Raw genomic sequence first — 19,803 nt, forward strand, 5'->3', positions numbered from 1 at the left:
ATGCCGGTAGGGTCACTCGAAAAGGTCAAGATTCTCCGTTTCCTCTTCCAGTATCTGACGGGCCAGAACACGGGATACAGGCCGATGGGTCTCCCCCGACACTACGTCCAGGCGCTGCACGAGCGCCCAGGCCGCTGTGGCGGACCGCTCCATGCGCTTGACCAGATAGGGGATCACATCATCGTGTGGCGTGATGTTGCAGCGGGTGAATAGGCCCCGCAGCAGTGCCTCCAGAACCTCATCATCGGGGGGCTCGATCTCGGCCACCTGCAGGGCGTTGAGTCGTGACCGGAGGTCGGCCAGTTGAACAGGCCAGGTTGAGGGTAGGCTGCGCGCGGTGAGCAAGAGGCCGCCCCCGTCGCGCCCGGCCATGTTGATCCGGTGAAACAGGAACTCTTCGTCGAACCCCTGGTCGAGATCCTCGATCAGGATAGGCCCCATCTGTGCCAGATCGCCGCCATGAGGGGAAAGCTCATGGGCTGTGACGGTCTCGGCCCATAGCCGCGCGAGGTGAGTCTTGCCGACCCCCGACGGCCCCACCAACACCAGGGTTCCCCCATGCCAGGCCGGCCTGGCCGCCAGGGCCTCCCGCGCTGCGGCATTTGATGGCCCCGGGGCGAAGTCATCCCGTTCGTAGGCAGGAGGACGTCGAAGCTTCAGCCGAAGCTGCCGGGCCATGGTCCCTATCCAAAGAGGTTACGCGATCACGGGCGAACCTAGCAGGCTCGCCCGTGGGGGTCGATGCAGCCTGACCTGTGGCCTGGGGACGAGACGATCTCAACTGTGGGGCAAGCGGGAACGCACCGCGCGATCGGACGCTAACTCAGGGTGTCACCTTGGCACCGCCATAAGGAGTTTTGCATGTCCGATCATGTTTACCGGGTCGTTGAACTGGTAGGGTCGTCCGATCAGAGCATCGACCACGCGATCCGTAACGCCGTGTCCGAGGCGTCGAAGTCCCTTAGGGACATGCGATGGTACGAGGTGACCGCCACACGGGGCGAGATCGTCGAAGGCCAGGTGGGCCACTTTCAGGTCTATCTGAAGGTGGGTTTCACCCTGGAAGGCTCCCGTGACTGAGCGGTCCGATCAACCCCGCGGCGGATTGAGGATTTCGCGGCTGTTGACCCGCGCCCACCCCTCGGGCCGCAGGAGCTCAATGGGAGAAAAGCGGGCCTTGTAGTCCATCTTGTCGCTGCCCCGGACCCAATAGCCCAGATAGACATGTGGCAGTTCCAGGAGGCCCGCCTGCACCACATGGTCGAGGATCATAAATGATCCCAGACTGCGCCGGGCCTGGTCGGGATCGTAAAAGCTGTAGACCATGGAAAGTCCGTCCCCCATCAGGTCGATGAGGGCGCAGGCCACCAGATCGCCTGGGCCGCCATCGGCCGAGCGGACCCGATACTCGACCATATGCGTGCGCACGGCGGTGTCCTCGACCATGGCGACATAGTCGGGCCAGCTCATCTCGGCCATGCCACCGTCCACATGGCGGGTCACCAGGTAACGGCGGAGCAGGTCAAACTGTTCAGCGGTGGCCTCGGCTTCGACGACGGAGCGCTGAATGTCGTCGTTGCGCGCCAGTGTCCGACGCTCTGACCGGGAGAAGGTGTAGTCAGAGACCGGCAGGCGGGCGGAGATGCAGGCCATGCAGGACTCGCAGGCCGGCCTGTAGGCGATGTTCTGGGAGCGGCGGAACCCCATTTGAGTGAGGGAGTCATTGACGCTGGGCCCGTCGGTCAGCGGCAGGTGTGCAAACACCTTTCGCTCGTAGCGGTCAGGCAGGTAGGGGCAAGGCGACGGTGCGGTAAGGAAGAACCTGAGCTGTCGCGTTGGGAAATGCTGCGTCACGGACCGGGTTTCGACCTTAAGCCTCTGTGTCGCCGTGGATTAGGCGGCAAGGAGACCGTTCAGGCAAGCTGCACATTTTGGTGAAGCTGGGCCAATTCACCCATATCCGGGACCTTTTCAGGGCTGGACATCCGGCGGCAGGACCGGAGCCTCACGCAGCAAGACCACGGCGATCCGCCGATTGCCGGGCAGGGTGGGGTCGTCTGGGTAGAGCGGCTCGGAATTGGCCTTGCCTGATACCTGATAAATGCGATCGGCGGCCACCCCGGCCCCTTGCAGAACCCGTCGGGACGAGTCGGCTCGGGTCGCTGAGAGGGCCCAGTCTCCCTCCGAGCGCGCCCCGTTCATATTGACGCTGGTGTGGCCGTAGATGCTCACCCGATTGGGCAACTGGTTGACGATCTTGGCGACGGCCCGGAGCAGAAGACGCGCCCGGTCATTGGGTTGGCCAGAGCCTTCAGCGAACATGGAGCGGCCTTCCTGGTCCACAAGCTGGATGCGCAGGCCCTCGGGGGTCTGGTCGACGATGATGTTCTTCGAAAGCTCGGCCAGCTCAGGCATGTCCTGCAGGGCCTGGCGCAGAGACTGGGCGGCGGACTGGAACGCGGCCTCCTCGCGCTTGTGCAGCGCGTCGCGCAGGGCTTCGGTGCTGGCGTCCTGGAGGCGGCTCTTTGCCGACTGGTCCTGGGTTTCTCCAGCTTCATCAGGGTTGGGAGATTCCGGCGACATCTGTTCGATGATCGACATGGAGCCCGAGGACTTGGCTCCGTCTTCGCCCAGGGCTGTGCCGCCCAGAATGCCCCCGGAGCCCGAGGTGGTGGAGGATATGCTGGCCGGGGCGAAATAATCAGCGATGCCGCGCTTCTGCTCGGGGCTCGTGGTGTTGATCAGCCACATGAGCAGGAAGAAGGCCATCATCGCGGTGACGAAGTCGGCATAGGCGACCTTCCAGGCACCCCCATGGTGCCCATGGGCTGCCTTCTTGATCTTCTTGATGATGATCGGCCGCTCGCCCGACGCCATCGTCCGCACCCCGGTTAACGCTAATTCTGCGTTAGGGTCTCTGGTCGGCGTTAAGATGGCGTTGCGATTTGTGAGTCTGGGGGGCGAACATGAAGCTGGCGTTTGTGGGTCTTGGGGTGATGGGCTTCCCCATGGCCGGGCATCTGGCAGGGGCTGGGCAGGAGGTGACGGTCTTCAATCGCACCCCAGCCAAGGCGGAGCGCTGGACAGAAACCCATCCAGGGCGCTGGGCACCCACGATTGCTGAGGCCGCCGATCAGGCGGAAATGCTGATTCTCTGCGTCGGGCGGGACGATGACGTGCGCCAGGTGGTGGGTGAGGCCCTTGAGGTCCTGGCCCCGGGCGCGGTGATCATCGACCACACCACCACCTCGGCGGTGCTGGCTCGGGAGATGTCGGACCTCGCCGCCCGCAGGGGCTGCAGCTTCATCGACGCTCCGGTTTCCGGGGGCCAGGCGGGCGCAGAGGCTGGCCGGCTGACCATCATGTGCGGCGGGACGCCCGAGGCCTTCGCCCGTGCCGAACCCGTGATGGGGGCCTACGCTCAGGCGATCAGACTCATGGGTCCCGCCGGTGCCGGCCAGCTGACCAAGATGGTCAACCAGATCTGCATCGCCGGCCTTGTCCAGGGGCTGGCCGAGGGCATGCACTTTGCCAAGCGCGCGGGCCTTGATCCGCAAGAGGTGCTGGCGGCCATCTCCAGGGGCGCGGCGCAGTCGTGGCAGATGGACAACCGCTGGCCTACCATGGCCCAGGGGCTGTTCGACTTCGGCTTTGCCGTCGACTGGATGCGCAAGGACCTGGGGCTGGTGCTGGATGAGGCTCAGAGCAATGGTGCCAGGCTGGATGTGACTCGGCTGGTGGACGGCTTCTATGGTGAAGTTCAAGCCATGGGCGGCGCGCGCTGGGATACCTCGAGCCTTGTGGCGCGGCTGGAGGCTTTGGAGGGGTCATGACCATCACCACGCGCACGGTCGAGGCGAATGGGTTCACCTTCGCCGTCGACGAGGCCGGTGAGGGCGACCGCTTGGCCCTATGCCTGCACGGCTTTCCTGAGAGCCGGTTCTCCTGGCGGGCCCAGATGCCGGTGTTGGCGGACCTGGGCTACCGCGTATGGGCTCCGGACCTGCGAGGCTATGGGGAGACCGAGCCCAAGCCGCAGAATGTGGATAGCTACCGGATGGAGCGGCTGCTGGAGGATGTGGCCGCTCTGATCGACGCCGCAGGTGCCCGGGAGGTCATGCTGGTGGCCCACGACTGGGGTGCGGCCGTCGCCTGGACCTTTGCTGCCCGTCAGGTCCGGCCCCTGTCGCGCCTTGTGATCATGAACGTGCCCCATCCTGCGGTGTTCGCCCAGGTCCTGCGCCGTTCGCCCAAGCAGATGCTGCGCTCCTGGTACATGGCCTTCTTCCAGATCCGCGGGCTGCCGGAGCGGATGTTGCTGGCCAATGACGCCCGGGCCATCCGGCGGGCGTTTGCAGGTATGGCCAAGGACAAGAGCCGGTTCCCCAAGGCGGTACTGGATCGCTATGCCCTGGATGCCCAGCGGCCCGGTGCCATCACGGGCATGATCAACTGGTACCGGGCTGCGGCCCGCCATTCTGAGTTCATGCGCGAGCCCTGGGCGAAGATCGAGATCCCCACCCTCATCGTCTGGGGCGAGGCCGATGCGGCGCTGGGCCTGGAGACCCTGGAAGGGACCGAGGCCTATGTCACAGACCTGCAGATCAAGCGACTGCCCGGCGTCTCCCACTGGGTCCAGCAGGAGGCACCTGAGGCGGTCAATGCGATCCTGGTGGATTGGCTGAGGGCCTAGGCTCCCAGGAGGCGCGCCGCGTGGGGGGCGAAATAGGTGATGGTTCCGGCCGCGCCGGCGCGCTTGAAGGCGCCCAGGCTCTCCAGGATCGCCCGGTCTTCATCGATCCAGCCGTTGGCCCCGGCGGCCTTGATCATCGCGTACTCCCCCGAAACCTGGAAGGCGAAGGTCGGCAGGGCGTAGGCCTCCACCAGACGGCGCAGGATGTCGAGATAGGGCAGGCCGGGCTTGACCATGACCATGTCGGCGCCCTCGGCGATATCGAGGGCGACCTCGCGCAGGGCCTCCTCGGTATTGGCCGGGTCCATCTGGTAGGTCTTTTTGTCCCCAGGATTATCCACAGACCCTGTGCCCAGTTTCCCTGAGCCAATGGCGTCGCGGTAGGGGCCATAGAAGGCCGAGGCGTACTTGGCCGCATAGGACATGATCATCACGTCCTGCAGGCCGTCAGCCTCGAGCGCCGTGCGCAGGGCACCGACCCGGCCGTCCATCATGTCGGAGGGGGCGAGGATGTCGCAGCCGGCCCTGGCCTGGACCAGGGCCTGCTCCACCAGCCGCTCTATGGTGGCGTCATTGAGGATGCGGCCATTCTCAATCAAGCCGTCATGGCCATGGTCGGTGAAGGGATCTAGCGCCACGTCGCACATGATCCCGACCTCGGGGGCGGCGTCCTTCATGGCCTTGACCGCCCGGCAGATCAGCCCGTCGGGGTCTGCGGCCAGGGAGCCCATGGAGTCTTTTCGGGCCATGTCGATGTGCGGGAAGACGGCGATGGCTGGAATGCCCAGACGCCGCGCCTCCACGGCTGCCTTGGCGGCCTCAGCCACCGACAGGCGGGCGACGCCGGGCATCGAGGCGACTGGGACCTGGCCCTCGCCCTCGTGCACCACCATCGACCAGATCAGGTCGGATGGGGTCAGGACGGTCTCGCGGACCAGGCGACGGATCCAGTCGGCCTGGCGTAGTCGACGCAGGCGCAGGGCGGGGTAGGCGGCGAGGGGGGGATGGCTCATAGGGGGCGGCTCTTACCGATCCCCTGGTCGGAGGCAAGTCTGATGGCGCCGATCACCGAGGTTCCCACCAGCCAGAGCCCCGACAGAAAGGCCAGGGCGACGGCGCCGATGATCAGAAACAGCAGGGACGCGTCGATCGCCAACTGCCCGATCACCACCTCCATCTTGTCAAACCCGTCCCAGCCCAAGGTGTTGGCCACCCCATAAAGCGAGGCCACCACATGGATCACTGCAGCTAGCCCGCTGATGCCCGCCAGTAAGGCCAGGATGAAGGCGATCCAGAAGCAGCGGATCTGGAAAGTGAAGTGGCTGCGCTCGGGCTCGGGCGCTTGAACCCTCTGGGTATAGGCGATGATCACCGCCACCAGGGCCGGCACGCCGGCGAAGAAAAAGGAGGCGAACAACAGGCCGTAGTTCAGAAGGGCCAGGTTGCGGGCCGGGTCGCGCGCCATCGCGCCGCTGCCGTCAAAGGTCATGCTGTCTCCCCCTGTCGTTGACAGGGTGCGCCGCCCGGGCAAGTTCCTCAAGCCCATGGAGGGGCCAGACCATGGATTTTGAACTTTCAGAGGATCAGCGCGCCCTACAGGCGGCGGCACAGGCCTTCGCAGCGGCCGAAATGGCCCCATTTTCCGCCATTTGGGACCGGGAATCGCACTTTCCGGTGCCGACTTTGCGCAAGGCAGCTGGGCTGGGTTTTGCCGGCCTCTATTTGTCGGAGGACCTTGGGGGGTCTGGCCTGTCGCGCTTGGACGCCGCGCTGATCTTCGAGTCGCTGGCCTATGGCGACGTGGCCAGCACCGCCTATCTGACCATCCACAACATGACGTCCTGGCTGATCGACAGGTTCGGCGATGACGCTCTGCGTCGTCGCTACGTGCCGCGGCTCTGCACAATGGAGCTGATCGCGTCCTATTGCCTGACCGAGCCTGGGGCGGGGTCGGATGCTGCAGCCCTGGCCACCACGGCCCGCCGCGATGGGGAGACCTATGTCCTGAACGGCACCAAGGCCTTCATCTCCGGTGGAGGGATCTCGGACGTCTATGTTGTGATGGCGCGCACAGGCGGGGCCGGGTCGGGCGGCATCTCGGCCTTCGTGGTGGAGAAGGGGACGCCAGGGCTGTCCTTCGGGGCCTTGGAGCGCAAGATGGGCTGGAATGCCCAGCCCACCGCCCAGGTCCATTTCGACAATGTTCGTGTGCCCCTTGGCCAACGAATCGGGGGCGAAGGGGAGGGGTTCCGGTTCGCCATGATGGGGCTGGACGGGGGGCGACTGAACATCGCCGCCTGTTCGCTGGGCGGCGGCGCCCTCGCCCTGGATACAGCCCAGGCCTATCTCGCCGAGCGACGGCAGTTTGGCCGACCCCTGCGGGACTTTCAGGCCTTGCAGTTCAAGCTCGCCGACATGGCCACGGAACTGGAGGCCGCCCGGCTGATGGTGCGCCGGGCCGCCGCCGCCCTGGACGCCGGCCGGCCAGACGCCACCAAGCTCTGCGCCATGGCCAAGCGCTTCGCCACCGATGCCGGGTTCCAGATCGCCAATGAGGCGCTGCAGTTGCACGGCGGCTATGGCTACCTTGCCGACTACCCGCTGGAGCGAATCGTCCGCGACCTGCGCGTCCACCAGATCCTGGAGGGGACGAACGAGATCATGCGGGTGATCATCGCCCGGGAGATGTTCAGATGAGCGACTTATCCGAGGTTCACGCCCGTCTTGAAGGTGCTGTGGGGTGCCTCACCTTGAACCGCCCTGAGGCCCTGCACGCCCTGACCACAGCCATGTGCCGGACTATGATTGACGCCCTGGTCAGCTGGCGCAGCAACCCGGCGGTCGAGTTCGTGCTGATCGATCATTCTGGCGAGCGGGGGTTCTGCGCCGGCGGCGACATCCGGATGTTGGCGGCCAGCGGTGCCCGAGACGGGTTCGAGGCCCGGGAGTTCTTCTTCACCGAGTACCGGTTGAACCACCTGTTGTTTGAGTACCCCAAGCCCGTCATGGCGATCATGGATGGCGTCACCATGGGCGGCGGCGTGGGGCTTGCCTTGCCCGCGCGCTACCGTGTGGCCACCGAACGCACCAGCTTTGCGATGCCAGAGACCGGCATTGGCCTGTTTCCCGACGTTGGGGGCGGCTGGCATCTGCCGCGACTGCCGGGGAAGTCGGGGCTTTGGCTCGCCCTCACGGGTGCCCGGATCAAGGCCGCCGACTGCGAGCTGCTGGGCCTGGCCACCGACTACATCCTCACCAGCCAGCTGGAGGATCTCAAGACGCGCATCTTGGCCGATCCTGCGGCTGTTGAGACCCATCTCACCCTTCTGGAGGCTGACCCCGGCCGCCCGCCGCTCGGGGCGCACCGCGATGAGATGGATCACCTGTTTTCCGGTGACAGCGTCGAGGCCATTTTTGCCGCCCTGGAGGCGGATGGCGGGGACTGGGCTGGCGCGCAGCTGGCCGTGCTGAAGACCAAGTCCCCCCAGACCCTGAAGGTGGCGTTCCGTCAGTTGGCGCTGGGGGCTGAGGCCTCAACTTTCGCCGAGAACATGGAGATGGAGTACCGGATTGGGGCCCGGGTCGTGGGGCTCTATGATTTCATCGAGGGGGTCCGGGCGGTGATCATCGACAAGGACAATGCCCCGCGCTGGAATCCGAACCAGCTGGCCGGGGTCACCGAAGCGATGCTCGACGAAATTTTCGCCCCCTTGCCTTCTGCCCAGACCTGGCGACCGATACCCTTGGACTAAGGCGGCGACGGACCGCCAGTTCATGGGAGTCTCGCGATGCGCCGGCAAGTTCCACGGGGGTGGTCATGACCCGCTACGCCCTCATTGGCCTGGGAAATATGGGCGGCGGCATGGCTGCCGTGCTGGCCCAGGCGGGACATCAGGTGCAGGCCTTCGACCTTTCGCCTAAGGCCCTCGAGCGCGCGGCGGGCTCTGGGGCCAGCCCCAGTGGCTCTGCCGTCGAGGCGGTGCGCGGCACCGAGGTGGTGCTGACCATGCTGCCGGCGGGGACCCATGTGCGGGACGTCTATCAGCAAGCGGTCCTGCCCCATGCCGACCCCAAGGCCCTGCTGATCGACTGCTCGACCATTGATGTAGACACCGCGCGGGATCTGGCCCGGCAGGCCCATTCCGCCGGGTTCGCCGCCGCAGACGCTCCAGTGTCGGGTGGGGTTGCTGCGGCCGCCGCTGGAACGCTGACCTTCATGGTGGGCTGTCCCGAACAGGACTTTTCTCGGGTGAAGACTGCGCTATCGCCCATGGCCCGCACAGTGGCCTGGGCGGGGGAACCCGGCGCAGGCCAAGCGGCCAAGATCTGCAACAACATGTTGCTGGGCGTCTCGATGATCGGGGTTTGCGAAGCCCTGGCCCTGGCCGAACGACTGGAACTGGATCCCGAGCGATTCTTCGAGATCGCCTCGGCGTCATCGGGTCAGTGCTGGTCCCTGACCGCCTATTGTCCCTGGCCAGGACCCGTGGCGACCGCGCCGTCGAACCGGGCTTATGAGGGGGGATTCGCCGTCTCGATGATGCTCAAGGATCTCAAGCTGGCCCAGGGCGCCGCGGCCACAGTTGGCGTCTCAACGCCCCTGGGGTCGCAGGCCGAAGCGCTTTATGCGCTGTTTGATCGGCTAGGCTATGGCGAAAAGGACTTTTCGAGCCTACTTCAGCTCCTGCGGGGGCGGCTCGACCAATTGGCCTGACCGTTCGCGCAGAACTGACGGCCATTGACGTAGATCAAGCGGGCGCGACGCTGCGCCATGTAGACAATTTCCGTACCCGGCGCCAAAAACCGGGGCGGATCATAGGGGAACGGCTGCGGCGTGAGATCGTCGAGCGCACGGCCGGATTTCGTTGCGATGGATTACAGGACCGCTTTCCAGAACGCGCTCGAGCGGATTCACGCCGAGGGTCGCTATCGGGTCTTCGCCGACCTCAAGCGACATCGCGGCGCATTTCCCAGGGCCACCTGGACCAAGCCGGATGGCGGGTCTCAGGACGTGGTGGTCTGGTGCTCCAACGATTATCTTGGCCAGGGCCAGAACCCCGTTGTCCTCGATGCCATGAAGCAGGCCATTGATGAGGCTGGCGCTGGCTCGGGCGGCACCCGCAACATCTCGGGCACCACCCACTATCATGTGGAGCTGGAGCACGAGCTCGCCGATCTGCACGGCAAGGAAGCCGCGCTGCTGTTCACCTCGGGCTATGTGTCGAACGAAGCCTCGCTCTCGACGCTGTACAAGATCCTGCCTGGCTTGATCATGTTCTCCGATGAGCTGAATCATAACTCGATGATCTCTGGCATCCGCGCCGGGGCCCGGGAGCAGCGTCGGGTTTTCCGCCACAACGACCTGGCGCATCTCGAAGAATTGCTGGCCGCGGCACCGGCCGATGCCCCCAAGCTGATCGCCTTTGAGAGCGTCTATTCCATGGACGGCGATATCGCTGACATGCGTGGGATGGTTGCCCTGGCCAAGCGCTATGGCGCCATGACCTATCTTGATGAAGTCCACGCGGTTGGCATGTACGGCCCGCGCGGTGCTGGCGTCGCCGAACGCGACGGGGTCATGGACCAGATCGACATTGTCGAGGGCACCCTTGGCAAGGCCTTTGGGGTGATGGGCGGTTACATCGCCGCCGATGCGGTGATCGTCGATGCGATCCGGTCTTATGCAGACGGCTTTATCTTCACCACCTCGATCCCGCCGGCCCTGGCGGCTGGAGCGGTGGCTTCGATCCGCTACCTCAAGGAGCATGATGAGGTCCGTCAGGCCCACCAGGCGCGGGCGGAGGCCCTGAAGGTTCGGCTGGCCAAGGCCGGGATTCCGGTGATGCCGTCAGAGAGCCATATCGTTCCGGTGCTCGTGGGTGATCCCGTCCATTGCAAGATGATCTCCGACATCCTGCTGAGCGACTATGGGATCTATGTGCAGCCCATCAACTACCCCACGGTGCCGCGGGGGACTGAGCGCCTCCGCTTTACGCCGTCGCCTTCTCATACCGATGAGATGATGGATCATCTGGCGCAGTCGCTTGAGACCCTCTGGGTCCACTGCAACATCCAGCGGGTGGGCGGCGTCGCCGCCTAGGGCCGCAGGTTAGCTGCCCCGCCTGACGCCCCTGCCCAGGCCGATCTGCCGGGCAAATTGCGAGCGCTTTGCCGCATAGGCTGGCGCGACCATTGGATAGTCGGCGGGAAGGCCCCAGCGGCGGCGGTAGTCCTCGGGGCTCAGATTGTATCGGGTGCGAAGGTAGCGCTTGAGCATCTTCAGCTGTTTTCCGTCTTCCAGGCAGACAATGTAGTCTTCCTGGATCGAGCGGTTCACGGGCACTGCAGGCTTTGGGCGCTCAGCAAGGGCGATGGGCTCAGGCTGGTCAAGGCGCGAAAGCGCGGCATGCACGGTTTTGATGAGATCTGGCAAGGCATCCAGGCTCACGGCATTGCGACTGACATAGGCCGTCACAATATCCCCAGCCAGTCGCAGTGCTTCGCGTGCGCGGTCTGCGGCCTCGTCTTCGATACTCATAAACCCAGGTCTCCTGCCGGAACGCAACGCCGTCGTGGCGCTCAACGGGAGCCACGCATTGTCTGAAAACGCACATCTGAGCTGTTCGTTCCGTGCGTTGCGGGCTTTGGTTGGAACCTGAGGGGGATGGGAGTAAAAGGCGCCACCGCCCCCACCAGATTCCGACCCGAGGCCCGCCCTTGACCGCACAAGCCCAAACCACCTCCGCCACCGATGCCTTCTTCAGCCAAGGCGTGGCCGATACCGATCAAGAGATCGCCCATGTCCTGAGCCAGGAGCTGAAGCGCCAGCAGGATCAGATCGAGCTGATCGCCTCGGAAAATATCGTCTCGCGGGCGGTTCTTGAGGTCCAGGGGTCGGTCCTGACCAACAAGTACGCCGAGGGCTATCCGGGCAAGCGCTACTATGGGGGCTGCGAAGAGGTCGATGTGGCCGAAACCCTGGCCATCGAGCGGGCCAAGCGGCTGTTTGGCGCTGAATACGCCAACGTCCAGGCCCATTCCGGCAGCCAGGCCAATCAGGCGGTCTTCATGGCGACCATGAAGCCGGGGGACACCTTCATGGGGATGGATCTGGCGGCCGGTGGCCACCTGACCCATGGCAAGGACGTGAACCAGTCGGGCAAGTGGTTCAATCCTGTGGCCTATACCGTGCGCCAGCAGGACCAGCTGATCGACTATGACCAGGCCGCAGAGATCGCCCTCAGCGCCAAGCCGAAGGTGATCATCGCCGGTGGGTCGGCCTACAGCCGCGAGTTCGACTGGGCGCGGTTCCGGGAAATCGCCGACAGCGTGGGCGCCATCCTGATGGTCGATATGGCCCACTATGCCGGCCTGATCGCCGGCGGCGTATATGCCAACCCCATGCCCTACGCCCACGTGGTGACCTCGACGACCCACAAGACCCTTCGCGGTCCCCGTGGCGGTCTGATCCTGACCAACGATAAGAAGCTGGCCAAGAAAATCGATTCGGCGGTGTTCCCCGGGCTACAGGGCGGCCCCCTGATGCACGTCATCGCCGCCAAGGCCGTGGCCTTCGGCGAGGCCCTGAAGCCGGACTTCAAGCTCTATGCCCGCCAGGTCGTCGACAATGCTCGCGCCATGGCCGACGCCCTTGCAGCCTCGGGTCTGAAGATCGTGTCTGGGGGCACTGACAGCCACCTGATGCTGGTGGACCTTACGCCCAAGGGTGTTACGGGGGCCGACGCAGAGGTCGCCCTGGAACGGGCCAACATCACCTGCAACAAGAACGGCATCCCCTTCGATCCGCTTCCTTTCATGCAGACCTCGGGCCTGCGGTTGGGATCTCCGGCCGGCACGTCGCGGGGCTTTGGTCCTGCGGAGTTCCGCCGGATCGGCCAGCTGATCGCTGAAGTCGTGGATGGGCTTGCCGCCGGCGGTGACAACAGCGCTGTCGAAGCTAAGGTGCGCGCCGAGGTGGAGACCTTGACCCGGCGCTTCCCGATCTACAACTAGGCATAGCGGCAGTGGCCAAAGGGGGCTGAACCGATGCGATGCCCGTTCTGCGGCCACGCCGAAAGCCAAGTGAAGGACAGCCGTCCGTCGGAAGACGGTGCGGCGATCCGCCGTCGGCGGCTGTGCCCGGCCTGTGGCGGCCGCTTCACAACCTTCGAACGGGTGCAGCTGCGTGAGCTGATCATCATCAAGCGGTCGGGACGGCGAACGCCCTTTGACCGCGAGAAACTCATGCGGTCCATCGACATCGCCATTCGCAAGCGGCCTGTCGACCCTGAGCAGGTCGACCGGATGGTCAATGGCATCACCCGTCAGCTGGAAAGCATGGGGGAGACCGATATCCCGTCGCAGGTGGTCGGCGAGCTGGTCATGAAGGCGCTCAAGTCCCTCGATGACGTGGCCTATGTTCGCTATGCCTCGGTCTACCGGGACTTCCGCGAGACCCGTGACTTCGCAGATTTCCTGGGTAGCGAAGGTTTTGGCGACCCCTCCGAGGAGGAGCGCTAGGCCCTGGTGCCTGGCGCCGGCATCCGGCGATGATCACCTTGAAATTGGCCACTTCCCTGGACGGTCGTATTGCCACCGCCCAAGGGGAGAGCCGCTGGATTACGGGGCCAGAGGCCCGCGAACAGGTACACCGGCTCCGCAGTACCCATGACGCCGTGCTGATCGGGGTCGGAACGGCCCTGGCCGATGACCCTGAACTTACTGTGCGCCTGCCGGCCTATGACGGACCACAGCCGGCCCGAATTGTCCTCGACAGTCATCAGAGATTGCCGGTCACCTCGCGCCTTGCCCTGTCGGCAAGGGACATTCCGACTTATCTGGTCAGCCTCGCGCCCCTTGATCCCGCCCTGGCGCGGCTCGGGGTAAGGGGGGTGGGGGTAAGGGCCGACGCCGCCGGGAGGCCTGATCTCACCGCAGCTCTCTCGGCCCTTGGGGAGCTTGGCCTCCATCGACTGTTCGTTGAGGGCGGTGGCGAGACGGCGGCGAGTTTTCTGCGGCGCGGGCGTGTGACCCGTCTCGAATGGTTCCGCGCTCCGATCATTATCGGCGGGGATGGACGGTCAGCCGTCGACGCTCTGTCTCTGGACGCCCTGGCGGATGCGCCCCGCCTGCGCCGAACCGAGGTTCGCGTTCTGGGCGAGGACCTATGGGAAAGCTACGAAAGGATCTGAATGTTCACCGGCATCATCACCGATATCGGCAAGGTGCGCGCCGTACGCGACACCAACCGTGACCGCAGGTTCGAGATCGAAACCCGCTTTGATCTCAGCACCGTGGACATCGGGGCATCTATCGCCCATGCCGGCTGTTGCCTGACCGTGGTGGAGAAGGGGGCGGACTGGTTTGCCGTCGAGGTTTCCGGCGAAACCCTCAACATGACGACCCTTGGTCAGTGGGCTGTGGGCCATCCGGTTAATCTTGAACGGTCAGCCAAGGTTGGTGACGAACTTGGCGGGCACATAGTCTCTGGCCACGTGGATGGAGTTGGGGAGGTCACCTCGGTGCGCTCCGAAGGCGGCTCACACCGGGTGCAGGTGCGGGTTCCCAGACCGCTGCATCGCTACATCGCGCCCAAGGGCTCGATCACGGTCGAAGGGGTGTCGCTCACCGTGAACGAGGTGGAGGATGACATCTTTGGCGTGAACCTGATTCCGCACACCTGGGACGTCACCACCCTGGGCGCGCTGAGGCCGGGTGTCCGGGTCAATCTGGAGATCGACATGCTGGCGCGCTATCTCGCGCGCTGGCGCGAAACCGCCTAAAGGCAGGGAGACGACCGCCTTCTGCGGTCCATGGAATCTACGATGCAAGACGAGAAATTGCGCGTCCTCGTGGTCGAGGCGCGGTTCTATAGCGAGATCGCCGACGCTCTGCTGGCCGGGGCCACGGATGTCCTGAGTGCACATGACGTCGACTTTGACGTGGTGACCGTGCCGGGGGCCCTGGAGATTCCTGGCGCCATCGCCATGGCTGACGCTTCAGGGGCTGGGGCCGGCGTGTCCTATGACGGCTATGTGGCCCTGGGCTGCGTGATCCGCGGTGAGACCTATCATTTCGAAGTGGTGTCCAACGAGTCGGCCCGGGGGCTGATGGACCTGACCCTTGGCCGCAAGCTGTGCATCGGCAACGGCATCCTGACGGTGGATGAAGAGTCCCAGGCCTGGGCCCGCGCCCGGGCCAGCGAGGCCGATAAAGGAGGCGGCGCGGCGCGTGCCTGCCTGGAAATGATTAGCCTGAAAGCCCGGCTGTCTGGGCACGACCAATGACGACGGACGTTCCGCCTGCGCCTCAGCCGGCGCGGCAGGCCCGCTCTGTGGCCCGTCTGGCCGTGGTTCAGGCGCTCTACCAGATGGAGGTGTCCGGGGCCGGGGTCGAGGCTGTGATCCGGGAGTTTGCAGATCACCGTTTCGAGCGGGATCTGGAGGGCTTTGCCCTCACTGGTGCCGATGAGGTGTTCTTCGCCGAACTGCTGCGCGGCGTGGTTGAACATCAGTCCAAGGTGGACCGCGCTGTCGTCCGCCGTCTGGCCCAGGGTTGGCGGCTGGAACGTCTGGACGCCACCGTCCGGGCGATCTTGCGCTCAGGGGCTTACGAGCTTGCGGAGCGCCCTGATGTCCCCACCGAGGTGGTGATCGATGAGTATGTGGAACTGGCCAAGTCGTTCTTCGAGGGCCCAGAACCTGGCTTTGTGAATGGCGCCCTGGACGGGGTAGCCCAGGATGTCCGGACCTGACGACCCCGGCCAGCCGCCGGGAGAGTTTGAACAGATCGCCCGGCTCTACCGGCCCCTGACCCGGGGCGCGCCTGAGGCCCTGGGCCTGTTGGATGATGCTGCGGTGATCCCTTCGAGGCCCGGCTTCGACCTGGTGGTCACCAAGGACGCCATCGTCGCCGGCGTCCACGTTCCGCTCGGCGAAGCTCCTGACCTCATTGCGCGCAAGCTCTTGCGCACCAATCTCTCTGATCTCGCCGCCAAGGGTGCTGAACCCTATGGCTACTTCCTGGCCGTGGCGTGGCCCCAGGGGACTGATTTTGCCACGCGTCAGGCCTTTGCACGGGGTCTTGAGGTGGATGGTGCAGCATTCAACCTCAATCTTCTAGGTGGCGACACCGTCTCTACGTCGGGACCCCTGGTGGCCAGCCTGACCCTGCTGGGTTGGGTCCCGCAGGGCCGGGCGGTGTTGCGCTCGGGTGCCGAACCTGGCGACCTGGTTATGGTCAGCGGGCCGATCGGGGACGGGGGGCTTGGCCTGGCCGCCGTGCAAGGTCGCTGGCCAGACCCCAGTGGCTATCTGACAGAAAGATACCAGCTACCGGCCCCGAGGCTTGATCTGCGGGAAGGTTTGCGCCGATGGGCGTCGGCCTGTGCGGACATTTCCGACGGGTTGATCGCTGATGCGGCCCATGTCGCCCAGGCCAGCGGGGTCAGTCTGAGGCTCGATCTGGCCAATATGCCGGTGTCCTCGGCCGCCGAGACCTGGATTGTCGCGCAATCGGACGCCGCCGCCGCCCGGTCGGCGCTGGCCGGCTTCGGCGACGACTATGAGCTGCTGATCACCGCGCCCCCTGACGCCGCATCAGCCCTGGGCCTTCCGATCATCGGTGTGGTGGAGGCGGGCTCGGGGGTGAGCGTCACCCTGGACGGCGTGCCGCTGGTCCTCGGCAAAACCGGCTGGACACATCCCTGATCGTAAGAATGCAGAAACCCTGTTTCGCCTAGGGTTCAAGCATGCGTCGCAGAAGCCTCATAGCTGCCCTTCCGGTCCTTCTGTTTGCCCGCCAAGCCTCTGCGGCCGGCAAGCCTGCGGGTAAGGAAGCAAGCGCTCAACACCTGGATATTTCACCCTTGGCCCTGCCCGTGGTGCTCGGTAGCCGGGTGGTGAATTACATCTTCGTCAATGTGCGCCTGAATCTCTCCCCCATGGCCAATATCCAGAAGTTGCAGGCAAGGGAGCCCTTCTTCCGCGATGCTCTGGTGCGGGCGGGCCATCGCGCGCCTTTCACGGGCAAGAAGGACTTTGTCTCCCTTGATGAGGCTCGCCTCAAGGCTGTGATGTTGAAGGAGGCCGTCCGGTTGGGCGGCAAGGACGTTCAAGGCGTGACCGTGATGTCCCAGACCGCCAAGCGGCAGAGTGGCTTGCCCAAGCATCCGGGCGCCTGAGCCCATAGGGTCTGAGTGCCACAATCCGTTGCGCCCCTATCGCAACCTTGGCACAGTCGCGCCGCGACCAAGAAAATAGAGGCGCCGCATTGAAGGCGTCTCAACCCAGAGGAAACGTTGCGACCCGTTCTCTCCACCGTTGCGGCGGGGAGGCGTGGTTTCGCGCCATTGAATAGGGGCGTCTGAACTATGAGTCTCGAGCTTATGCTGGTGATAGTCGCCGGCTTGCTGGCGGTGCTTTACGGCATCGTCCAGTCCGCATCTTTGATGCGGGCCTCCCCCGGCAACCCCCGCATGCAGGAAATCGCCGCAGCCATCCAGGAAGGCGCCCAGGCCTATCTGCGGCGCCAGTACACCACCATCGCCATGGTGGGTGTGGTCATCCTCATCGGTGTGGGCGTCCTGCTGGGGGTTCTCCCGGCCATCGGCTTCCTGATCGGTGCCGTCCTGTCGGGCGCGGCTGGTTTCGCCGGCATGTGGATTTCCGTCCGGGCCAATGTCCGCACGGCCCAGGCCGCCTCTGAAAGCCTGGAAAAGGGTCTTTCGCTGGCGTTCCGCTCGGGCGCTGTTACCGGCATGCTGGTGGCGGGCTTCGCCCTCGTGGGCGTGGCTGGCTATTTCTTCGTGCTGACCGGTCCCCTTGGCTATGAACTGACCAGCCGTGAAGTGGTCGACTCGCTGGTGGCCCTGGGCTTCGGTGCCTCGCTGATCTCCATCTTCGCCCGTCTGGGCGGCGGCATCTTCACCAAGGGTGCCGACGTGGGCGGCGACATGGTGGGCAAGGTCGAGGCTGGCATCCCTGAGGATGATCCGCGCAACGCCGCCACCATTGCCGACAACGTCGGTGACAATGTCGGTGACTGCGCCGGCATGGCGGCCGATCTGTTCGAGACCTACGCCGTGACCACGGTAGCGACCATGGTCCTGGCCGCCATCTTCTTCCGGGGCACGCCCCTGGTCGAGACCATGATGATGCTGCCGCTGGCCATCTGCGGCGTCTGTATCATCACCTCGATCATCGGCACCTTCTTTGTCCGTCTCGGCAAGTCCCGGAACATTATGGGCGCGCTCTATCGCGGCCTGATTGTCACCGGTCTGCTGTCCGTCGGCGCCATCTGGTGGGTCACCACCCGCATGGTCCCGGACATGGTCACCCTGGGGACCCGCAGCTTCGATGGCCTTTCGCTGTTCTATTGCGGCGTGGTCGGCCTCGCCGTCACCGCGGCCATCGTGGTCATCACCGAGTACTACACCAGCACGGTCTTCCGTCCGGTGAAGTCGGTGGCCAAGGCCAGCGTCTCGGGCCATGGCACCAACGTCATCCAGGGCCTTGCGGTCAGCCTTGAGTCCACGGCCCTTCCGGCCCTGGTTATCATCGCCGGCATCATTGTGGCCAATGGTCTGGCGGGCCTGTTCGGCATCGCCATCGCCACCACCGCCATGCTGTCCCTGGCCGGCTTCATCGTCGCCCTCGACGCCTTTGGCCCGGTGACGGACAATGCCGGCGGCATTGCCGAGATGGCCGGTCTGCCTGCCGATGTCCGCGTGTCCACGGACGCCCTGGACGCGGTCGGCAACACCACCAAGGCTGTCACCAAGGGCTATGCCATCGGTTCGGCTGGCCTCGGTGCCCTGGTGCTGTTTGGTGCCTATACCGAGGATCTGAAGTACTTCTCAGCCACCGCCGCGCCGGGGTCCTTCTTCGAGGGCATGGGCGTGGTCGCCTTTGATCTGTCCAACCCCTACGTGGTGGTCGGCCTGCTGTTCGGGGGGCTGCTGCCCTTCCTGTTCGGTGGCATGTCGATGACCGCCGTGGGTCGCGCAGCTGAGGCCGTCGTGGTCGAGGTTCGCCGGCAGTTCAAGGAAAACCCTGGCATCATGACGGGCGAAGTTAAGCCCGAATATGGTCGCGCCGTGGATATCCTCACCAAGGCCGCCATCCGCGAGATGATCGTGCCGAGCCTTCTGCCTGTGGTCTCTCCGGTGGTGCTGTTCTTCGTGATCATGGCCATTGCCGGCAAGGCTGACGCCTTCTCGGCCCTGGGTGCCATGCTCATGGGGGTCATTGTGACCGGTCTGTTCGTGGCGATCTCGATGACCTCGGGTGGCGGCGCCTGGGACAACGCTAAGAAGCTCATCGAGGAAGGCCACCACGGGGGCAAGGGGTCGGAGGCTCACAAGGCCGCCGTCACCGGCGACACCGTCGGCGACCCCTACAAAGATACGGCCGGTCCGGCTGTGAACCCGATGATCAAGATCACCAACATTGTGGCTCTGCTGCTGCTGGCGATCCTGGCTCATGGTGTGGGCGGCTAAGCCCGCTCAAGCCGGAGCCAGAACGACGAACGCCCCGGAGAGTGATCTCCGGGGCGTTTTCGTTGGGCGCCCTCAGAGGCCGCGCTGGGTGTTTAGCGTTGGTCACCGGGGCGGCTGCCGGGAACACCCTCGTCGTCCCGCGGCAGCATGCCGCCACGGCCCACATTGCCCAGAAGCTGCTCCAGAACCGTCAGCTCCCGGCCACGGGTCGGGGTTTCCCGGTCATTGAAGGCGACGACCTTGCCGTCCTGCAGCGCGTAGCGATCCACCGACTCCACGATTTCGCTATCGGCGTTGAACCGGATGGCCACCACCTCGCGCTCCACCACCTGCGGCTTCCTGAAGGCCACCTGTTCCTTCACCTGAGAGATGTAGAACCAGATATCGTCCTCAAAGGTGGAGGTCGTTGAGGGGGACCCGAGCCGCCCGCGTACGACGGATTTGGTGTCTTCGCCCACCTTCACATCGGCGGGATTGGCGTCGATGGCCTGGAATCCGGAATAGCTGGTGATCGGCGCGCAGGCGCTGGTGGCCAGCAGTCCGACCGACAAGACGGCGAAGGCGACACGGGCAAACATGTGGGAACCGGACCTGTTCAAGATTTCAAGACTTT

Annotated in this window: 23 protein-coding genes; 16 read left to right on the forward strand and 7 right to left on the reverse strand. The window is 64.9% G+C overall.

What is annotated here, in order from left to right:
• Positions 1-12: 12 nt before the first annotated feature.
• Positions 13-678: a chromosomal replication initiator DnaA gene (locus tag MH112_RS09315; protein WP_296566929.1), complete on the reverse strand. Its 666-nt coding sequence runs from the start codon at positions 676-678 to the stop codon at positions 13-15.
• Positions 679-861: 183 nt separating this feature from the next.
• On the opposite strand from MH112_RS09315, the gene MH112_RS09320 reads away from it, so the two are divergent.
• Positions 862-1,080, forward strand: a complete 219-nt coding sequence (locus MH112_RS09320) for a dodecin (RefSeq protein ID WP_296566930.1) — start codon at positions 862-864, stop codon at positions 1,078-1,080.
• 9 nt (positions 1,081-1,089) lie between these two features.
• Here the strand turns inward: MH112_RS09320 and MH112_RS09325 are convergent, their stop codons facing one another.
• Both MH112_RS09325 and MH112_RS09330 read right to left on the reverse strand, forming a co-directional pair.
• Complete coding sequence (locus tag MH112_RS09325; protein ID WP_296566931.1) at positions 1,090-1,854, reverse strand: arginyltransferase; 765 nt, start codon at positions 1,852-1,854, stop codon at positions 1,090-1,092.
• 117 nt (positions 1,855-1,971) lie between these two features.
• Positions 1,972-2,877 carry a flagellar motor protein MotB gene (locus MH112_RS09330; RefSeq protein WP_296566935.1) on the reverse strand — a complete coding sequence of 302 codons (906 nt, stop codon included), beginning with the start codon at positions 2,875-2,877 and terminating at the stop codon, positions 1,972-1,974.
• Positions 2,878-2,966: 89 nt separating this feature from the next.
• Here MH112_RS09330 and MH112_RS09335 point away from each other — a divergent pair, with 89 nt between their 5' ends.
• Complete coding sequence (locus MH112_RS09335) at positions 2,967-3,833, forward strand: NAD(P)-dependent oxidoreductase (protein ID WP_296566937.1); 867 nt, start codon at positions 2,967-2,969, stop codon at positions 3,831-3,833.
• Entirely contained in the window at positions 3,830-4,693 is an 864-nt protein-coding gene (locus MH112_RS09340) for an alpha/beta hydrolase (RefSeq protein ID WP_296566939.1), read from the forward strand. Before MH112_RS09335 ends, MH112_RS09340 begins: the two co-directional genes overlap by 4 nt.
• Here the strand turns inward: MH112_RS09340 and hemB are convergent.
• Complete coding sequence (gene hemB, locus MH112_RS09345) at positions 4,690-5,706, reverse strand: porphobilinogen synthase (RefSeq protein WP_296566942.1); 1,017 nt, start codon at positions 5,704-5,706, stop codon at positions 4,690-4,692. The genes MH112_RS09340 and hemB overlap by 4 nt on opposite strands.
• The gene (locus MH112_RS09350) at positions 5,703-6,182 is read right to left on the reverse strand and encodes a hypothetical protein (protein WP_296566944.1); all 480 of its coding nucleotides are present in this window, start codon (positions 6,180-6,182) and stop codon (positions 5,703-5,705) included. The genes hemB and MH112_RS09350 overlap by 4 nt, the downstream gene beginning before the upstream one ends.
• 71 nt (positions 6,183-6,253) lie before the next feature.
• On the opposite strand from MH112_RS09350, the gene MH112_RS09355 reads away from it, so the two are divergent.
• The 4 genes from MH112_RS09355 to hemA all read left to right on the forward strand — a co-directional run bounded on the left by MH112_RS09355 (position 6,254) and on the right by hemA (position 10,793).
• Positions 6,254-7,390 carry an acyl-CoA dehydrogenase family protein gene (locus tag MH112_RS09355; protein ID WP_296566947.1) on the forward strand — a complete coding sequence of 379 codons (1,137 nt, stop codon included), beginning with the start codon at positions 6,254-6,256 and terminating at the stop codon, positions 7,388-7,390.
• Positions 7,387-8,445: an enoyl-CoA hydratase/isomerase family protein gene (locus MH112_RS09360; protein ID WP_296566949.1), complete on the forward strand. Its 1,059-nt coding sequence runs from the start codon at positions 7,387-7,389 to the stop codon at positions 8,443-8,445. The genes MH112_RS09355 and MH112_RS09360 overlap by 4 nt, the downstream gene beginning before the upstream one ends.
• Entirely contained in the window at positions 8,421-9,407 is a 987-nt protein-coding gene (mmsB, locus tag MH112_RS09365; RefSeq protein WP_296567180.1) for a 3-hydroxyisobutyrate dehydrogenase, read from the forward strand. Before MH112_RS09360 ends, mmsB begins: the two co-directional genes overlap by 25 nt.
• A gap of 156 nt (positions 9,408-9,563) precedes the next feature.
• On the forward strand, positions 9,564-10,793 hold the full coding sequence (hemA, locus tag MH112_RS09370; RefSeq protein ID WP_296566951.1) for a 5-aminolevulinate synthase: 1,230 nt from the start codon (positions 9,564-9,566) through the stop codon (positions 10,791-10,793).
• 9 nt (positions 10,794-10,802) lie between these two features.
• Here the strand turns inward: hemA and MH112_RS09375 are convergent, their stop codons facing one another.
• Positions 10,803-11,231: a MucR family transcriptional regulator gene (locus MH112_RS09375; RefSeq protein ID WP_296566954.1), complete on the reverse strand. Its 429-nt coding sequence runs from the start codon at positions 11,229-11,231 to the stop codon at positions 10,803-10,805.
• A 179-nt stretch (positions 11,232-11,410) separates the two neighbouring features.
• On the opposite strand from MH112_RS09375, the gene glyA reads away from it, so the two are divergent.
• From glyA to MH112_RS09420, 9 genes are all read left to right on the forward strand, one after another.
• A complete protein-coding gene (gene glyA / locus MH112_RS09380) occupies positions 11,411-12,706 on the forward strand; it encodes a serine hydroxymethyltransferase (protein WP_296566956.1) in 1,296 nt (431 codons plus the stop codon).
• 33 nt (positions 12,707-12,739) lie between these two features.
• Positions 12,740-13,213, forward strand: coding sequence for a transcriptional regulator NrdR (nrdR, locus tag MH112_RS09385; protein ID WP_296566958.1), 474 nt, complete (start codon positions 12,740-12,742; stop codon positions 13,211-13,213).
• 29 nt (positions 13,214-13,242) lie between these two features.
• Positions 13,243-13,884, forward strand: a complete 642-nt coding sequence (locus MH112_RS09390; RefSeq protein ID WP_296566962.1) for a RibD family protein — start codon at positions 13,243-13,245, stop codon at positions 13,882-13,884.
• Positions 13,885-14,475: a riboflavin synthase gene (locus MH112_RS09395; RefSeq protein WP_296566963.1), complete on the forward strand. Its 591-nt coding sequence runs from the start codon at positions 13,885-13,887 to the stop codon at positions 14,473-14,475.
• Between the two features lie 42 nt (positions 14,476-14,517).
• A complete protein-coding gene (locus tag MH112_RS09400) occupies positions 14,518-14,979 on the forward strand; it encodes a 6,7-dimethyl-8-ribityllumazine synthase (protein ID WP_296566966.1) in 462 nt (153 codons plus the stop codon).
• The gene (gene nusB, locus MH112_RS09405) at positions 14,976-15,446 is read left to right on the forward strand and encodes a transcription antitermination factor NusB (protein WP_296566969.1); all 471 of its coding nucleotides are present in this window, start codon (positions 14,976-14,978) and stop codon (positions 15,444-15,446) included. The genes MH112_RS09400 and nusB overlap by 4 nt, the downstream gene beginning before the upstream one ends.
• Positions 15,433-16,401: a thiamine-phosphate kinase gene (gene thiL / locus MH112_RS09410; protein WP_296566972.1), complete on the forward strand. Its 969-nt coding sequence runs from the start codon at positions 15,433-15,435 to the stop codon at positions 16,399-16,401. The genes nusB and thiL overlap by 14 nt, the downstream gene beginning before the upstream one ends.
• Before the next feature lie 41 nt (positions 16,402-16,442).
• Positions 16,443-16,874 (forward strand): hypothetical protein, encoded by a 432-nt coding sequence (locus tag MH112_RS09415; RefSeq protein WP_296566974.1) that lies wholly within the window; start codon positions 16,443-16,445, stop codon positions 16,872-16,874.
• Positions 16,875-17,063: 189 nt separating this feature from the next.
• Positions 17,064-19,190: a sodium-translocating pyrophosphatase gene (locus tag MH112_RS09420; protein ID WP_296566977.1), complete on the forward strand. Its 2,127-nt coding sequence runs from the start codon at positions 17,064-17,066 to the stop codon at positions 19,188-19,190.
• Between the two features lie 92 nt (positions 19,191-19,282).
• On the opposite strand, the gene bamE is transcribed toward MH112_RS09420, so the two are convergent.
• Positions 19,283-19,768, reverse strand: a complete 486-nt coding sequence (gene bamE, locus MH112_RS09425) for an outer membrane protein assembly factor BamE (protein ID WP_296566980.1) — start codon at positions 19,766-19,768, stop codon at positions 19,283-19,285.
• Positions 19,769-19,803 lie beyond the last annotated feature (35 nt).

Source organism: Phenylobacterium sp. (assembly GCF_022402485.1).
Classification (GTDB): domain Bacteria; phylum Pseudomonadota; class Alphaproteobacteria; order Caulobacterales; family Caulobacteraceae; genus Phenylobacterium.